The organism is uncultured Fluviicola sp., from assembly GCF_902168135.1.
GTDB lineage: Bacteria > Bacteroidota > Bacteroidia > Flavobacteriales_D > Crocinitomicaceae > Fluviicola.
The window spans coordinates 37734-53699 of the sequence record NZ_CABHOL010000037.1; the positions used below are offsets into that span (position 1 = coordinate 37734).

At 39.0% G+C, this 15966-nt stretch carries 21 protein-coding genes and 1 pseudogene; all 22 read right to left on the minus strand.

Translation table 11 applies throughout. The annotated features are described in order from the left end of the window. Nucleotides 1–5: 5 nt before the first annotated feature. Entirely contained in the window at nucleotides 6–398 is a 393-nt protein-coding gene (locus QZT69_RS13490) for a hypothetical protein (RefSeq protein WP_294675148.1), read from the minus strand. Nucleotides 399–499: 101 nt separating this feature from the next. Beyond that, entirely contained in the window at nucleotides 500–1375 is an 876-nt protein-coding gene (locus QZT69_RS13495; protein WP_294675160.1) for a L,D-transpeptidase family protein, read from the minus strand. Between the two features lie 92 nt (nucleotides 1376–1467). Next, nucleotides 1468–2016, minus strand: a complete 549-nt coding sequence (locus QZT69_RS13500) for a GNAT family N-acetyltransferase (protein WP_294675173.1) — start codon at nucleotides 2014–2016, stop codon at nucleotides 1468–1470. A 66-nt stretch (nucleotides 2017–2082) separates the two neighbouring features. Further along, entirely contained in the window at nucleotides 2083–2442 is a 360-nt protein-coding gene (locus QZT69_RS13505) for a hypothetical protein (protein ID WP_294675185.1), read from the minus strand. Between the two features lie 12 nt (nucleotides 2443–2454). Continuing rightward, a complete protein-coding gene (locus QZT69_RS13510; RefSeq protein ID WP_294675189.1) occupies nucleotides 2455–3123 on the minus strand; it encodes a hypothetical protein in 669 nt (222 codons plus the stop codon). A 35-nt stretch (nucleotides 3124–3158) separates the two neighbouring features. Further along, nucleotides 3159–3569 carry a hypothetical protein gene (locus tag QZT69_RS13515; RefSeq protein ID WP_294675195.1) on the minus strand — a complete coding sequence of 137 codons (411 nt, stop codon included), beginning with the start codon at nucleotides 3567–3569 and terminating at the stop codon, nucleotides 3159–3161. A gap of 152 nt (nucleotides 3570–3721) precedes the next feature. After that, nucleotides 3722–4432 carry an SIMPL domain-containing protein gene (locus QZT69_RS13520; protein WP_294675212.1) on the minus strand — a complete coding sequence of 237 codons (711 nt, stop codon included), beginning with the start codon at nucleotides 4430–4432 and terminating at the stop codon, nucleotides 3722–3724. Nucleotides 4433–4503: 71 nt separating this feature from the next. After that, nucleotides 4504–5109: a hypothetical protein gene (locus QZT69_RS13525; protein ID WP_294675219.1), complete on the minus strand. Its 606-nt coding sequence runs from the start codon at nucleotides 5107–5109 to the stop codon at nucleotides 4504–4506. Further along, nucleotides 5093–5602 (minus strand): RNA polymerase sigma factor, encoded by a 510-nt coding sequence (locus QZT69_RS13530; RefSeq protein ID WP_294675225.1) that lies wholly within the window; start codon nucleotides 5600–5602, stop codon nucleotides 5093–5095. The genes QZT69_RS13525 and QZT69_RS13530 overlap by 17 nt, the downstream gene beginning before the upstream one ends. Next, a complete protein-coding gene (locus tag QZT69_RS13535) occupies nucleotides 5592–6470 on the minus strand; it encodes an alpha/beta hydrolase (RefSeq protein ID WP_294675233.1) in 879 nt (292 codons plus the stop codon). Before QZT69_RS13535 ends, QZT69_RS13530 begins: the two co-directional genes overlap by 11 nt. A 135-nt stretch (nucleotides 6471–6605) precedes the next feature. Then, the gene (locus tag QZT69_RS13540; RefSeq protein ID WP_294675256.1) at nucleotides 6606–9122 is read right to left on the minus strand and encodes a cation-translocating P-type ATPase; all 2517 of its coding nucleotides are present in this window, start codon (nucleotides 9120–9122) and stop codon (nucleotides 6606–6608) included. Between the two features lie 201 nt (nucleotides 9123–9323). Beyond that, nucleotides 9324–10103, minus strand: coding sequence for a hypothetical protein (locus QZT69_RS13545; protein ID WP_294675265.1), 780 nt, complete (start codon nucleotides 10101–10103; stop codon nucleotides 9324–9326). Between the two features lie 176 nt (nucleotides 10104–10279). Next, on the minus strand, nucleotides 10280–10651 hold the full coding sequence (locus QZT69_RS13550) for a TfoX/Sxy family protein (protein WP_294675273.1): 372 nt from the start codon (nucleotides 10649–10651) through the stop codon (nucleotides 10280–10282). A 33-nt stretch (nucleotides 10652–10684) separates the two neighbouring features. After that, nucleotides 10685–11143, minus strand: a complete 459-nt coding sequence (locus tag QZT69_RS13555) for a hypothetical protein (RefSeq protein ID WP_294675309.1) — start codon at nucleotides 11141–11143, stop codon at nucleotides 10685–10687. A 126-nt stretch (nucleotides 11144–11269) separates the two neighbouring features. Then, a complete protein-coding gene (locus tag QZT69_RS13560; RefSeq protein ID WP_294675318.1) occupies nucleotides 11270–11791 on the minus strand; it encodes a cytochrome P460 family protein in 522 nt (173 codons plus the stop codon). Nucleotides 11792–12078: 287 nt separating this feature from the next. Further along, the gene (locus QZT69_RS13565; protein ID WP_294675330.1) at nucleotides 12079–12306 is read right to left on the minus strand and encodes a helix-turn-helix transcriptional regulator; all 228 of its coding nucleotides are present in this window, start codon (nucleotides 12304–12306) and stop codon (nucleotides 12079–12081) included. A gap of 3 nt (nucleotides 12307–12309) precedes the next feature. Beyond that, nucleotides 12310–12849, minus strand: a complete 540-nt coding sequence (locus QZT69_RS13570; protein ID WP_294675339.1) for a DUF2975 domain-containing protein — start codon at nucleotides 12847–12849, stop codon at nucleotides 12310–12312. Nucleotides 12850–13007: 158 nt separating this feature from the next. Continuing rightward, nucleotides 13008–13532: a hypothetical protein gene (locus QZT69_RS13575; RefSeq protein WP_294675349.1), complete on the minus strand. Its 525-nt coding sequence runs from the start codon at nucleotides 13530–13532 to the stop codon at nucleotides 13008–13010. Nucleotides 13533–13613: 81 nt separating this feature from the next. Beyond that, the gene (locus QZT69_RS13580) at nucleotides 13614–14051 is read right to left on the minus strand and encodes a hypothetical protein (RefSeq protein WP_294675354.1); all 438 of its coding nucleotides are present in this window, start codon (nucleotides 14049–14051) and stop codon (nucleotides 13614–13616) included. Between the two features lie 159 nt (nucleotides 14052–14210). Next, nucleotides 14211–14927 carry a hypothetical protein gene (locus tag QZT69_RS13585; RefSeq protein ID WP_294675357.1) on the minus strand — a complete coding sequence of 239 codons (717 nt, stop codon included), beginning with the start codon at nucleotides 14925–14927 and terminating at the stop codon, nucleotides 14211–14213. After that, nucleotides 14899–15306 (minus strand): hypothetical protein, encoded by a 408-nt coding sequence (locus tag QZT69_RS13590; RefSeq protein WP_294675363.1) that lies wholly within the window; start codon nucleotides 15304–15306, stop codon nucleotides 14899–14901. The genes QZT69_RS13585 and QZT69_RS13590 overlap by 29 nt, the downstream gene beginning before the upstream one ends. Nucleotides 15307–15823: 517 nt before the next feature. Continuing rightward, a pseudogene (locus tag QZT69_RS19195) lies at nucleotides 15824–15966 on the minus strand (class A beta-lactamase); the annotation flags it as partial.

Genomic DNA, 15966 nt, shown 5'->3' on the forward strand with positions numbered 1-15966 from the left:
TTTCATTATGCTATTACTAATTCAAGATAGGTTTCTCCTTCCTCCACCACTTCTTTGTTATAAACGCGTTTACCTCGAATCTGAACTAATTCCTGCATGTTGTCCAGCCAACTTTGTGTGCATAATTCCAGTTTCATAATTGGATTACCAGGTTCATCCTGGATAAATTCAGAAACATGAGCCAAAAATTTATCCAGCAAATCTTCAAGCGGATACTGCCTGTCTTCCATTTCACCCAGTTCTTCTTCCAGGGTAAAAGAAAATGCAGTTACATAATCCCCTTTTTCCACCAGGCCATCATTATCTGCGTGAAGTGCTTTGTAGATTCCTTCTGAAACCTTTTCAAACCTGGAAGTATCCCTATATTTTTCAAGTTCTATCAGCTCAATGTTTTTCATTGTTCTCTTTTTTAGTCTTCTAAAACTAACGAATTTTCACGACCGTCTAAGTATTGAGTTTTTTGAATAAACAAATGTCTGTTTTTACTTGTGGTATAACCCTAAGAAGATTTCCCATAAGTGTTTTCGAATTTAAAATTCTCTTTGTTCTCCTGTTCAATCAGGATCTCATTCAAAAACGGCTCCGTGATTTCCTCAATCTCATCTTCAGAAATATCCAACACATGTGGATCATGGACCAATTGCAGCCAGGGCTTTGCCGCCTTAAAATCATAACTGCCGAAAACGATCACAGGAGTTCCTTTTACCTGCACGGTTGTTCTATCTGCCAAGACCCATTGATCGGCCCAATGATACAGGTATTTTGCATCTTCTTTTACAAGACGCAAACAAGAATGGGAAGCAGGATAACCCGGCATCGCATATTCATGCCAGCCTATACCTTCCTTATTCAAAATGTTAAAGTTCCACTTTAACTCCCATTCGTCGTTGACTGTGCTGATGGTCTTTTTTGCTTTCCAGTTCGTAAAAAACAAGCCTGTAGGAGTTTGAGCATTTTCCCTGCCCATATTTGTGGGACCAGTGTGTACCAATTTGCCGCATTCGTATGCAGCAAAAGCCTGGGTTGGATATGAGAAATATACTATTTTTTCGATGTCCTTCAAATAAGGTACTTCCACCGGAAACGGAAAGTAACAGGACTTGTCGCCGCTGCGGTCAACAGGAACAATAACGGTGTCCATTCGCTTGAAACTGGCTTTGTCGGTCCTGTTTATAGCGAAAACCAGTTCTTTTTCAGAATCGGTGAGCGTAGAATCCAGCAGCCACTCTTTGGCGTTTTTCAGCTCATACACGAGCGATTTGGGCTGTTTCCTTTTCGGAAGCATGTTCTTTTCATCTACCGGCGTTTCTTTATTGGGCTGGCATGCAACCAGGAAAACAAGCAGCAGCTTAAAAACAAAGACAGACCTTTTCATAGACGATGTATTAATCTCAATGAATATCCATTAATCTGTCTAAAAATGGATTACATAATTATTGGATTGCCGGGAAATTGCGTTAAAAATGATTAATTCGCACCTCTATTTTTCTCAAAATCTACCCGGTCCATTTTATACCAATTGCATGGAATATCTTCGTAGTAAAAGGTTTCAACAAACTTCATCCCGATCTTTTTAAGAATGTGGTTCGATTCGGCATTTTCACAAGCTGCAGCAGCATATAATTCGGTTAATTTTAGTTCGTCAAAAGCATATTCCAGGCAAATCAGTGCGGCTTCGGTGGCAATTCCCTGCCCCCAATATCTCCTGATCAAGCGGTAACCCAGATCGTAATAATTTTGGTGGTTATTGGTTAATTCCGTAATGTATTTCAAACCAGCCCACCCTACGAATTCATTTGTCTTTTTATCTATTACTGCCCAGCGGCCAATCCCATAGCTTTCATATTGCCGGCGCACAAATGTTATCATCTCCGCGCTTTTCTTTTTGTCGGTTATCGGCTTGTTACCAAGGTACCGGTGAACTTCCGGATCTGAATCCAGCTCGAACATGCCTTCCAAATCATCCGGAAGCATTTCACGTAAGACTAATCGTTCGGTCTGTGCAAAAATTTTCATGTGTTGGTTCTTCGTTTCCTGCTTTTTGCCGGGTAGTTTTTCATAGCTTGCGTAATTTCTCTTTGATCACGGATGAATCGCTAATTTAATCAGCATAAATAAAGTAGCAACCAACATCAAAAAGCCAAATACAGCGACTGGAATCGTCAGTATCGTTGTCAAAACAAATCCAATTGGGCTTATTTTGTTTTTGTTCCCGGACCAATACAAGAAGTATCCACAAATCAAAAATAACAGAACAGTCAGCAGAACCGGCCACGTAAATACTGCGTAAGCCATTCCCAGCCCATTATCTTCCGAAGAAGATTCTACGAAAAAGTGAGTTCTCAGGAAAATAATCCCGAAAGAACTTGAAAAGAACAACAGGGTGAAAATGGTAATTCTAAAATAGATGCGGATAAATTTCAATCGCTTTTCGTTATCCATTGTCTGCCTTTTTTATTTAGAACCTGGTTCCACCGTTTCAATGGAATATCTAGCCGCAGGCTTATATTGAAAAGAAACAGACTCTTTGATTTTGGAGTAGTCAATATACGAACAGCGATCAACGGCTTTGAAGTCGATTAATTTTAGAAAAGGCTTCTCTTCCGGGTTTTCATCTGTCCGGATATTAATTTCTGCAATCAGGCCTTTGTATTCAAACGGTTGATCTGATCCGATCACATTTTTAAAATAGGATGCATTATCAATCCGGTGATCCAGCGCGATATATGCTTCGTATGTCTGGTTCCCAACCTTAGAGGTAAATTTCGTACAAGTCAGATCATTTATTTTTTTCTGATCCTCCGTCTTAATAACCAACTCGCTCCTTTTATTTTTTGGAGGTTTATTATATCTTGTTAAACTGTAATTGATACTTCCCGGCTGTTGAAAACTGTTGACATCACGACTTTTAAAGTAAATCGTGTATAAGGAATCATCCAATACCAACAAATGACCCAATCTGTTTTTAATCAGGAACAGCTCCGGATTTTGTCCGGATAGATACCAGCTACTTTCTTTTCGGTCGATGATATAAGATACCTCGGTTTGAAACTCAACCAATTTCTCCTGGGAATAAGCCAATGTGATACAAAACAATGTCAAAAATAAGGTGCAATTTCTCATAAAATCAGACTTTTCAGTTTATCGACTATTGAGAGCTACTCGGCATCCAATTCAAAGATACGCTCTCTCAAAATTCCGTCCTTGCCAAACTCATCCAGTGTTCCGTCGAGATCCATCCACATGCGGGTTACCGGCTGACTATCCAATCCCGCCCCAACCCAGGTAAAAACACCATTCAGATCATAAACACCGTTGTCGTCTTTCAGTGTAAAGTCGCAAGCCACAGCCAGGCCGCATCTGACCAGAATCATCTTGTTGTCATCGGTTTTTCTTCCGCCTGTTAGCCAGTGTGGTTCACTGGTAATTTCAAAAGAAAGCATTACGGTACTGGCAGATTGCTGCCTGAACATCCGCTCAAGTGTGCTTGTAATTTCTTCAAACGGGGAATCGGAAAACCACTCCAGCATGTGTTTGGTTTCTTCTAATTTTTCAAAGTTTGTTTTCATAATCTGAAGATTGATGTGATGGCCGTTATCGGTATAAAGTTATCCTTTCTTTTAAAAGAATCCTTGCTATTAAAACAAAAAAGCGACTCATCCGAGCACTTACGCTGAAGCGCAGGCGCAAGACAAATCGCTTTTCATCATTTCCTTTTCAATTACTCTATAAACCAAACTACGGTTACTGTTTCCTGCAATTCTACCTCTTGTGGCGCAAAGCTCAGGTTTGCTCCGTCGGCCATTTCTGCATTTGCGAACATTCGCATGTCTTTGTAATAAACAGGAGCTGAAACATCGTTTCCGTAAACAATTGCTTTTACGGTTGTCATTTTTACGCCCGCAGCTGCAGATAAGTTTGTTGCCTTCTTACGCGCATCTGCAACCGCTTTTCCCTGTAGGTCTGCTTCTGTCTTTTCACGCAATTGATCGGAAACATAAAACCCTATGTTGAAATCTACCGGGTCTTTTACTCCCGAAAAACGTGCCGCGATTGCCTGAAGTGTTACCTGATTGTAAGCAAATTTGACTGTCAGGTTTTGAGAAACCACATAACCGCTGTCGATTGGTCCGTTTGCGCGGTAAATGCGGTTCTTTGACGCTGAAAAGTTTGTTGTTTTCACATCGGTTTCTTTGAACCCAAGATCTTTGAGGATTTTCAGGTATTTCTGAGTTTGGTCCCCAATTGCTTTTGTGGCGTCTGCCATATCCATTTTCAGGGAAGAAACATGAATATTCAGCTCCGTCATGTCGGGTGTAATGTAAACTTTGGAAGTTCCGTTTACCGTCACTGTTGGTTTTGAAGTTGCCTGGTCTGTCTGCCCGAATACTGTTCCTGATGCAAGAACCATTATTAAAAGAAGCTTTTTCATGTTTGTGTGTTTAATTTTTCTTCTGATTCTCTCTAGCAATCCACGTGCCAATATCAAGCAATAGCTGTATATCATTCATTTTCCGATTGTAACGACTGCCTGTAATTTGCCAGGATTTGCAATTCTTTCTTCAGTCTTATTCTTTTAACTACCAATGTGTGAATAACTACCCAAATGAGAAAAGCGCCCCAAACACCCCAAAACACAAGCGGATAATTCCGGATTTGCTCCTTTAAAATGGTTTCAAACACCGGCTGCAGGTAAAGATAAACACCCATACTCAAAACCGCTACATACAGTATTTCGCCATAAGTATGCATGAAACTATTTAGTCTTTCATATCTCTCCAAACGCCCCAAAACATCCAGGGTATTGTCAGTAGACCTGATGCTCTTCAACCGGTAAAGCAGGAATGATTTGCTTGCTGCATAATACAAGGAACAACTCACCAACAAGATAAGTCCGAGAAGGGATGTTTCCATTTTTTCAGCATTAACCCTGTCGATAAAAACCAATAAGCATGCTGTAGTAAGAAATAATGCTATGTTTTTCGTGTGATTTTTTTTCAATTCCGACAAATCGCTTTTGTTCTTTTTATCCGCCCACGCTACTGAAAGGTTCATCGAAGTTTCCTTTTGCAAGAACAATACTTTTAGTTCCTCAAATTCCTTTTCCATATTCATTCTTTTTTGATAGTAATTCTTTCAATTGCTTTTTTATCCGGTAGACTTTCACGTTCACATTGTTTTCAGTAATTCCGAGCACTTCACCGATTTGTTTTTGTGAAACGTCTTCAAGTACCATCGAGATAATCAAACGATCTATGTCGTTCAGTTCTCCAATGGCCTGATAGAGATTCATCACTGCCTGTTCTTTTTCATTTTCTTGCTCTTCCGGAGCGGCATCTTTTAATTCTTCCCGGTATTCAACCGGATTGTTTTTCTCTTTTCGAAGCTGCATAAGGCAGGTATTAACAGCAACCCGGTAAATCCAGGTGCTGTATTCCGAACGGTTCTCAAAATCAGGAAGATTGAGCCATATTTTAGAAAAACACTCCTGTACCAGGTCTTCTGCCTGAGTCTCCGATCTCGTGTAATTGTAACACAAGCGATAAATCCAGTTCTTATACTGATTAAAAATCCGGTCGAAAACTTCCTGTCTATTTTCCAAGTTCAAGCTTTTTTAAGAATGTATTCACTTGTTTCACGAACCATTCAGGCTGATCACTCGCAATAAAGTCTTTAGCGTCTTCTGTTATTGCATGTGTCACGTTCGGTATATCGCCATACATTTCTTTCATCTTGCCATCAGCCTCACTCAGGGGCATGTTTTTATATTTCCTGGCGAAATACCAGGTCGAGCAAACCAAAATCGGAATTTTACGCTCTTTCAAAGCAGATCGGAGATCACTAGCGAATTGATCACATAGCGTTTCTGACAAAGTCTTTCGATCTGAATTCAACTGCCATTTGACAAACCGATCCACATCTTCCGGATTGCTGAAATTCATCATTTCGGCTGTTTGTCTTTGAATAGCGGCAAAAGTAGAATCATCGCTCTGCATCGCAGACTGACGAATACTTTCTTTTACGGATTCCAGTGTTTCGGCTGACATATTCGGGTCCAGTACCATACTTAAGCAAGGATAAAAATCAACGGCTACGATTGATTGAATGGGCAAACGCTTATCAGCAGCTACCTTTACTGCGATAAAAGCCCCGTAATTTTGTCCCGCCAAAACCACTTGTTTCAATTGTTTTTCCCGGATAAATTGTTGAATCTCTTTCACATAAGATTCCGTAAAATTGCTGTCAAGGGCCTGTTTCCCGTTAAACCCGGCAAAATCTGCCAGGTATACCGAATAGTTTTCCCGGTATTGTGCGGCAATATCCTTCCACATATCTGATGAACAGCCAATATGCGGCAGGAAAATGATTGGGGAGCCTTTCTGGCTGACTTGCGTGAAACTGGCAGCTTTTTGAGAAAAAGTGCTTTGCGAAAGGAGAATAATGGCTGAGAAAAGGAATCGTTTCTTCATGATGTGCAACTTAAAAATAGATTATTTCAGTTAGATGCAGCGAAAAGAAAAATCTTACAGCCCGAATCAAAAAAAGTTTGTTTTATAAAAATTACTCCTCATAACAGGCTGTTCCTGAAAAGTCTACCATTGATTTTACTTCGATTTATTAAGGCCCTTCTTTCTTTTATACCATTTATAAACCTCAAACCATAAGACCGAAGCTGAAGCAATTAAAAACGATATTCCCAACTCCGAAATACCCAATCCGGCCACCCGGAAGAAGCGGGCTATCGGAGGAACATACAATATGGCGGTTAACAAAACCAAAGTCGTTCCGATTACCAGGGGAAATAAACGGTTCTTATTTTTTAGACTTGCAAACATGCTGAAAAAGAATGAGCGATTCGCCAAACTTAAAAACACATTTGCGAAGATCAAGGTTGTAAATACCATTGCTCTTGTGATTTCTTCACTATTTTCTTTTTGGACAGAAAGCTGGTATGCTCCCAAAACTCCGATCGTGATCACTATCCCCTGTAAAACACTCATGCTAAGCTCCTTCCAATTCAGAAAGGTTTCGGACATTTTACGGGGTTTCTTCAACATGGTATTTTTTTCAGTCGGTTCGTTTTCATAAACAATCGAGCATGTTGGCCCCATGATCAGCTCTAAAAAAATGACGTGCAAGGGAGTAAAAATATGGGGATAAATCCAACCGAAAAACAGCGGAAGAGAAACTGTAAGGATGATTGGGATATGAATGGAAATGATGTATTGAACAGCTTTTTTCAGATTGGTATAGATCCTTCTTCCGGCTGTAATTCCGATGATGAGTTTATCCAGGTCGTCGTTTATGATGACCAAAGAGGCTGCAGCTTTAGCAATTTCAGTTCCTTTACTGCCCATTGCCACACCAATGTGTGCTGCTTTTAGTGCCGGAGCATCATTGACACCATCTCCCAGCATTGCTACCACTTCTCCGTTTTGCTTTAAGGCATTCACCATGGCTAGTTTTACTTCGGGAAACATGCGGGTAAACAAGGTTGTCTGTTTTGAAAGCAGTCTTAACTCTTCTGCTGTGTGCTCCATAATCTCAGCACCGTTCAAAGCCGGTAAATCGAATCTGATTCCTGCCTGCCGGGCAATTGCTTTGGTTGTTTCTGCATTGTCACCGGTGATTACTTTCACCTGGATACCAGCATCATAAATTGTTTGAAACACCTGTTGGATATGCTTTTTAGGAGGATCATAAAACACCGTAAATCCTAAAAACACAAAATCCAGGTCCTGTTGTTTTTGAGGAAAATCAACTCCCGGAAAATTGCATTTGGCAACACCCAATATGCGGTACCCCTGCATTCCGAATTCCTGTATCTGTTTCCGGAGTTCTTCTTTTTCGGCTTCCTTAAGATCCGAAACAGCAAGTATTGCCTCCGGAGCGCCTTTGGCCGCAATGATTCTTTCTCCGGATCCATTTTCAAACACATGTGTCATCATCGGAGGTTTTCCCTCCAGCGGATATTCGTGTACCATGTGAAAATCGGTTCGCTGATCATCGGGATTCATTTCCTCGTAAACCCGGTGCAGTGTTTTCTCCATCGGGTCAAAGGGAACCGGTTCGCTGCTCCACATAGCAAACCGGATGAGTTCAGAAAGTCCGGGATTACCAAACTCATTGTCACTAAAAACCCGGTTGGACCTGTGATCAAAAAGTGCTTTCAAATGCATGGAGTTTTCGGTAATCGTACCGGTTTTATCGGTGCAGATAACTGTGGTGCTCCCCAAAGTCTCTACAACACTACTCCTTTTAATAATAATTCCTTCTCGCATCAGCTTCCATGCTCCCAAGGCCATAAAGGTGGTGAAAGCAACAGGGATCTCTTCCGGTAAAATAGACATCGCCAGGGTTAAGCCCGCCAGTAAACTTTCAATGATGCTTCCCGATTTCCAAAAGCTGTAAGCCCAAACCATCAAAAAAACAATGAATCCGGCAATAGCCATCCATTTAACAAACCTGGTAATCTGAAGCTGTAAAGGAGAAGTTACTTCCTTAATCTCTTGTATGGAGCGGCCTATTTTTCCCAATTTCGTCTCACCGCCAATTTGCTGTACTTTAAAAACCGCTAATCCGGAAACGACCAGTGTTCCGCTGTAAACTTTTTTGTCTTCTGTTTCCTGGCTTTTAAAAACGGAAAAACTTTCACCGGTTAGAGAAGATTCATTGACTGAAAAATCATTGCTGTGCACAATTTCGCCATCCGCATTGATCATCTTACCCTCTTCGATGACGCACAAATCACCGACAGCAATTTCACGTGTAGGTATCTCCATGATTTCCACATTCCGGATCACCCTGCTTAACGGTTCATTCAATTTTTCAAGTGTTTCCAAAGCTTTTTTGCTGCGATTGTCCTGGTAAAAGGAAATTCCGGAAACAATAACTATGGCTCCCAACATAAAAACAGCTTCGGAATAATTTCCCACGACCACATATATTGCAGCAACTGCAATGAGCAAAAGCAGCATGGGCTCCTTCAAAATATCAAGAAGTATCCCATACCAGGTAACTTTTTTAACTTTACCAGCCTGGTTATACCCATAAGTACTCCGGGAAATTTTTAACTCTTCATCGGTCAGACCGGTAAGATGTGGGGGGGTATTTTCTAACATGCGGTTCTTTCAATTAGGAGACCTGGTTAATCTTTCCAAATCTAACCGTTTTAAAAATCAGGAAGTTCCTTTTTGAGCCACTAAAAATCATTGAAATCTTTCAGTGAACTGTCTTATCAGCATCCGTTCTTCCATTTGATATACTAATTCATCCCGAAGATAAGACTTTACACCATGAAAAAATCACTTTTCTTCACTGCGTTACCAGATCACAAAATTCAGGTTTTCCCTGTTTTTAGAATAATAAGCCATCAATTTCTTTTTAAGGTCTGTATTGTGCTCCATCTCATTGTAACAAGTTGTTCTCACTTCTATCAGAAAACTGTCAAAGTCTTTGAATGCCTTGATCTGTTCTTTCATGGCTTTTCGCCTGGCGACACTAAATTCTTTATAAAAAACCGGTTCTCTCCGTTTGGTAAGATAACTGAAAATAGCTTCATAACTGAAAGCTTCCAGAACTGTGAGATCTCTGTTCGACTTATACTCGGTTTGACCATTGATACCCACACAAATATGACTCTGAACGGTGGTATCTTCTTTATTGACCGCATCACAGTAAAAGAAGCGGGACGCAACAAGCATCAATTCATCGACAGAAAAAGTATCTGTTATTTGGTTAGAGACCAGCATTGTTTTGGGTGTTAAAACCTTAAAGTAGTTTTGGATTTTTGCCGTATTCACTACCCTGCTGCAAAACTCCGTTTTGATCTTAAGACTGTCCGGGTAAAAATTCCCGACTTCATCAAATTGATCATGAGTTTTAAATAAGATATACTCAAAGCGACCGCTGTGTTCATCCAGAAACAGACTGAATTTGTCTTTTCTATCTTTTAGGATTACCGGCCAATACGATTTCGCCTGCTTTCCCTCGTAAGTTTCTTCGATTACTCCAAGTGTAAAATAATCGCAGTAATTCAGTTCCTGGGCGAATGTTTTGCAGGTTGTAAGAAAAGTAACAAGGATTAGAATGTGTTTTTTCATTCGTCGGATTTAGTTGTTAATCAGTATTGAGGTAGTAAAAATAAAGATTGGACTGCCATCCAAATTTAAAAAAATGGTAAAATAACCCGGATCGAATTTTTAATAACCGAAAAAGCAGACTACGATTTAATTGCCATCACTGAGGACTTTGGATAAGTTATATTTTCCGCGTCTGCTTAATTCTTTTTGCTTTTCTTTTTACTTGATTTGGCTGTGGGATTGTAATTCAGGCATAACTGAAGCCAGTATTCCAGATCCTTCTCGTTTTGAAATCCGTGTTCGAGCACATAAATATAATTCTTCATCACCCGTTCCCCCATTTTCATCGGTAAAACATCGTCACGCCCGGCTACTTCCCGGTAGTCTTCATCGCTGATCCGGCAAAAAAGCAGATCTTCGTTGGTGCTTTTAGAAATGTGGGTACCGCAACACATTTTGTCGTCGACCATGATGCAAACCCCCATGAACATTTTCTTCTCGCTGAAATCTATTTCTTTAGAAAAGAGCATTTTTCGGATTCGATCCAATGTTTCTTCGTTAAATGCCATCTTTTGTGCGATTTTCCGGTTTATGAAGTAATCTTATCGCTTCCACCAGGCCTTTTTCTTCGGTGGATTTGTATCAATACGTGTTTTCAGGAATTCCAGGTATTTCGGATCCTCCCCGAAGAAAATTTCTTCACCTTTGACCGCATAAGCCCGAGTCAGTTCATCTGCGGCGCGTTCCATATTCCCAAGTTCGAATTGACATTGGCCCAGTCGTATGTGAATAAAAGGATTGCCTATTGCTCCCGGACAATGCATAGCATTGGAAAGATTGTCAGCACCCGCCCGGAAATCATTTGCCAGGAAATTTGTATCCCCGATAGCTGTTAAAATCCAGGTAGTCGTATCCCAGGCAGTCTTTGGTTCGGGTACCAGGTCAAATGCATTCCAGTATTTTTCCAATGCGGCACTGAAATCGGATTGATCGGCGAAACGATCTCCGGCTTCGCATAGTTCCTGGATTTCCGCGTATGTCTTGTCGTCTAATTCTTCCATATGAGCAACATTATTTAGAGTCAACAGGTAAAGCCTGTGCCCTAAAATAACAGTATTTGCCGATAAATAAAAAAGGGAACTATCTGCTTGGGCGATTATGTTTTCTTTTAGACTTTTTAGTCAGTATCACTGAAAATATTTATTCATCAACATATAGTCAATATTCTCAGCCTGCGAATGGCAGCTGATGCAAGCACTTCCTTTCTTTGAAGCCGGTTGATTGACGGTCCCGTCTGCGTCAATATATCCCCAAACCCAGCCTTTTGCATCGGCAGCCTCACTCCCGGATTGTTTATACAGGATGGCGTACCGTCCGATTGTTGTTGAGTTATCAAGCAATTCTTTTACGATCAAAGAACCTTCCGGAAACACAGCACCTGCTTGTACTTTTCCATTTGTATCCAGTTGAGTTGCTGCAATGGAATTGTATCGTGTTCTGAGAAAAGGCTCTGCATGTCCGCTTCCCGAACTTTTACCCAGTAATGAGTCGGTGTTTTTATACCACACAAAACCAGCTGTTGTCTTTGACATTTCATAAAGTTGCTGATCCACTTCCGAAGCTACTTTGTCTTTCTTGCACGAATTAATTGTCCACACTCCTGCAAGACAAAAAAACAGGATTAAAATTAGTTGCAGTTTGTTTCTCATTTTGTTTGTTTTTGAATGTAATCTGCTGTTTGATCTTAGCAAAGTAAACTATTTTAAGGTCCGCTCCAAACAATTTACACGGAGGCAAAACCACCAATTCCAAGAGGTGTTTTCTTCGAAGGAAAAACGTTCTTTTTACAAACTTATTGTTCTTTTTTGTCGCAGTGTTAGCAGATCAACAGGATCCAGGTCCTTCCGGAATTTGTGCCTCACTTTTACTTTCTAAATTCACAACAAAACCGGTAAAAATTTTGTTTCCAACCGGTTACATCCCTCCAAAATAATTACTAGCGGTCCGTTGTTTTTTCCTCCTCGCTTCTATATTCTAAAATATCAGCAGGCTGGCAGTCCAGCGCCTTACAAATAGATTCCAGGGTGCTAAAACGAATTGCCTTGGCCTTTCCTGTTTTTAAGATTGAAAGGTTCGACAATGTCAAATCGACTCTTTCCGAAAGTTCATTCAGAGAGATTTTTCGCTTTGCCATCATCACGTCTAAATTCACAATAATCGGCATGGTTTATACGGTTAAATCGTTTTCGTTTTGAAGCTCTACTCCTTTTTTGAAAATAATAGCCAAAATATAAATGACGGCTCCCATCAAAATAAACGCCTGGCTGTCTGCCCAAAATTGGTCCATGTTGTCGGGTACAAAACCGTGATGCCTTAAGTTTCTAACCAACTGCCTGGCTATGTAACTCAAAAATCCGATGGACAAGGTATGATAACTAATTTGTAAAATTTGTTTGGAAACAAAACTGCTGAAAGGCTTCGACAGATCCATTTTGTGCATCAGCCTGATGACTAAGTAAAAGAGTAAAGCTTTTAAAATGGAAAGGATCAGAATAAAGCTGTAAACGCCAAAAAAAGCCATTTTACTGTCTCTATACATGTCGGTCAAATCCAATTTTTGATACAGATTTTGGACAAATCCGGGGTTGTAGATGCTGAAGAAAAAATTCACGATTACCCCGCCTGCTTCAATAGACAATCCGACAAAAATGAGCCAGGCCACGATATACAGGCCCCAAAATACGAAGTTGTTTGTTCTTGACATCATCATTTAGAATTAAAGTATGTTGCCAAAATAGCAAATATTTATTGATAAACAATAAATATTCATTTTAATTCAATGTTTTTCCAGTAAATAACGTTATAAATTACAATTTCTTTGCCGGATAAAAATGGGCGCTTTTGCTTTTTGGGTTTGATCTGTATTCATTCAAACCCCCTAAATACTCCATCAGCATCACAACTCTCGTAAAACTCATGAAAGTCCATATTTGCAATTGATAGATTGTTTTCGACCGCCCACATTTCCGAAGGAATAACTCTAAACGATTTGCCTATTTCATTATACAAATCAATGCACAACACGGTGTTTTCTGAATTCGAAAAAGTCAAGCTGTCAGCCACAAAAATGAATGTATGCTTGTAATGAGGCTTACTAAGTTCTACTATTTCTTCTGGTGTCAAATTTCGAAACCTTCTGTCGTCTAAAAGCTCTACATAGGCTTTAAATCCCATTTCGTAACTTTTAGTCAGTTTTTCGGATACCGAATGCCAATCTTTGTCGTTGCCAAAAAATGTCCTTATAACCAATGGATCCTTTGAATCAGGAAGGTTCTCTACAATTTCAGTCGGTATATTAAGCATCGATTCGCAATTTTTAGGTGTTACGCTAAAAGACATGATCAAAAATCCGACTGCTGTAAAAATGGTATTTCGGGTTTTATTCATCATTATCTAACGGTTTCCAAATAGTCAAAGGTACCTAACAAACTTAGTACTTTTTGAGCTTTCTCTTATTTGCTGTTACAGGTATTATTTCTCTATTGTTTTTTTTATTCGGTCAATTACTTTCTTTTCTTGTGATATCATCCTTACAGACAGAAGGTAAAATAATCCCGTTACTAAAACAGCAAGTATTAGTGGAACTACAGAGTCAATTTTGCCGGCAATCCAAAAGGAAATTAAAGTAATCCACATTAATCCGCCAATCATTATTGAAATTAATGTGACCCAAATTTTGGTTTGAGGGTCAATAGTAATTTGAGTCCCATTTTCTGATTTCCTCATTTCAAATTGTAAATGTATGAGGTTTAAACCGTCCTTTGTTAACCGGAAAATATAAGGCCTTTTCGTAAGATAATATACTCCATGTACTGAACTCATTTCTAAATGAGCGAATTGATGAACGTTGAACAGTTCATTTAATTTTTGTTCAACTTCTTTTATATCATGCGGTGAATATATGTTCATTTAACAGTAAGTGTCATTATTTAATTATCTGTAACGGTTTGCAGCTTGGCAAAGGCGCCTAACAAGTATAATCATTTTTGCGCTTTTGCTTGTTGGGGTTAGAGGCTTTCAAATTTTGTTTTTCCTACACGAGATTGAAGGCATGTAGCTAAACCAGTGTTAGTGGTATTTTATTCGGTCAGATAAATCCGGTTTCAATATATGGGTTATTTCATAAGGCAAATACTCTTTAAAATATGGAACGGATACTTTGTAATGATCCATAAATATTTTGAAGTTATTGAATTGCTTCTCATTAAAAATATTGAATTTATACACTGAAGTTTGCCCGAGTTTATCTTTGTAGAACAATAATCCATTACCATTTCTGTCAACATCTCTCCTGGTTCTGGTGTAACCAGTATAATGGTCAATAAAAATGACTAATTCAATACATTCAGTTAGAGACAATTTAGTAATATGATGCTCCTCCATAATCGAAATTGAATCTATAGAGAAGCTGATTGTCCCAATGAAATTTTTTGATTTTGGCCAATCAGGAAAAATTCTTCTAAGATATTTGTCAGAAATAAAAACCCCACCAATTAGAATAACGATTAAAATTAATGTTCTAATTTCAATTGAGGCAGGAATTAATGTTGTTACTCCAACTGCTAAAAGTGTTACGAAAATTGATCGCAATATTCTATTTAAAAAGCCATGGCTCAAAAGCACATTGAAATCATTACGGTATAAATTTAATTTTACTGTACTCATCCTATTACCACAAACGTTTCTCAACCAGTAGACGCGGGCTTTTCGGTTGTAGTTGTTTAGCCCGTAGCTTTTAGTTGATGTTACCAGCTTTTTAATCTCCGATTCCAATAAGTTTTTCATTCTTTTGAATCGCCAATTCTGTAATTTCAAGCCATTTCTCCATTTTAGCGAGCAATAGCTTTCTAACAACCGGCTTATAAATTTCTTTTTTTATTGGATGAAACTGAGTCCCCGTATGAATTTCTCTTTGCTCAAATGTTTCAGATTTTAATCTATTTATTTCGGCAATCAACTCATGCTTTAGTTTTTTCAAATTATCATTTTCGAAAATGCAATCATCATAAAGGTCTATTACTTGGCTTGTTTTAGTTCTCAATTTTTCAAAAAAAGGTTGAAGGAAGCAAAAATCTCCATTTGAATCATCATCAAACCTGATTGATGTCTCTTCATTGTATACAGGCTTTTTGCCGTTTACAGTTAGCACAATATCTACAGCCATTTTTTAGCGCCAATTATGTTTACAGTATCTGCATTGTCTAGCGGTTGGGGTTCTTGCAATCCCACCACATTTTGGACACGTATTCAATGTCAATTCACAGAAGTGTTCATTTAGAACCCTTTCTGCCGCATTTCGATGAAATTCTTGTATCCCATCTTTTAATAATTTTAGAACTTCCGGATCATTCGAGCAATCTCTGTTATAAGCAATAGTCATTTTCTCAACCCGATCCTTATATGGTAGAAATTTCACCTGTGCTACATAGTGTCTCATTGCTTTCTTCTCCAATTCATTATAAAAATCTGTGCAATAGATTGAAATGTATTCTATAATATCTTCTTTATGATCCATTCTTATTGCTTATAGCGTTGCGGGGCTTTTCGTACGGGCGGTTCCGATAGCTATCGGAATCGAAGCACAAAGTTTTTAATTTATTACTAAAGTTCATTAGAAGCAGAATGTTCCAAGTTTACACGACACCCCGCCTTACGCAAAACCCGTGTTATGTGCAGTTTTTTTATTTAGTCGTTGTGGTGTAAAAGTCATACGTTGCTTTTGCGATGTCAGCTATGATTTTTTCGTTTGTTTCAAAGTTTTCTTTTGATTCACTTACAAAAACACTAATAATAAAATATTCACCGTTTGGCAAAAATACTATTC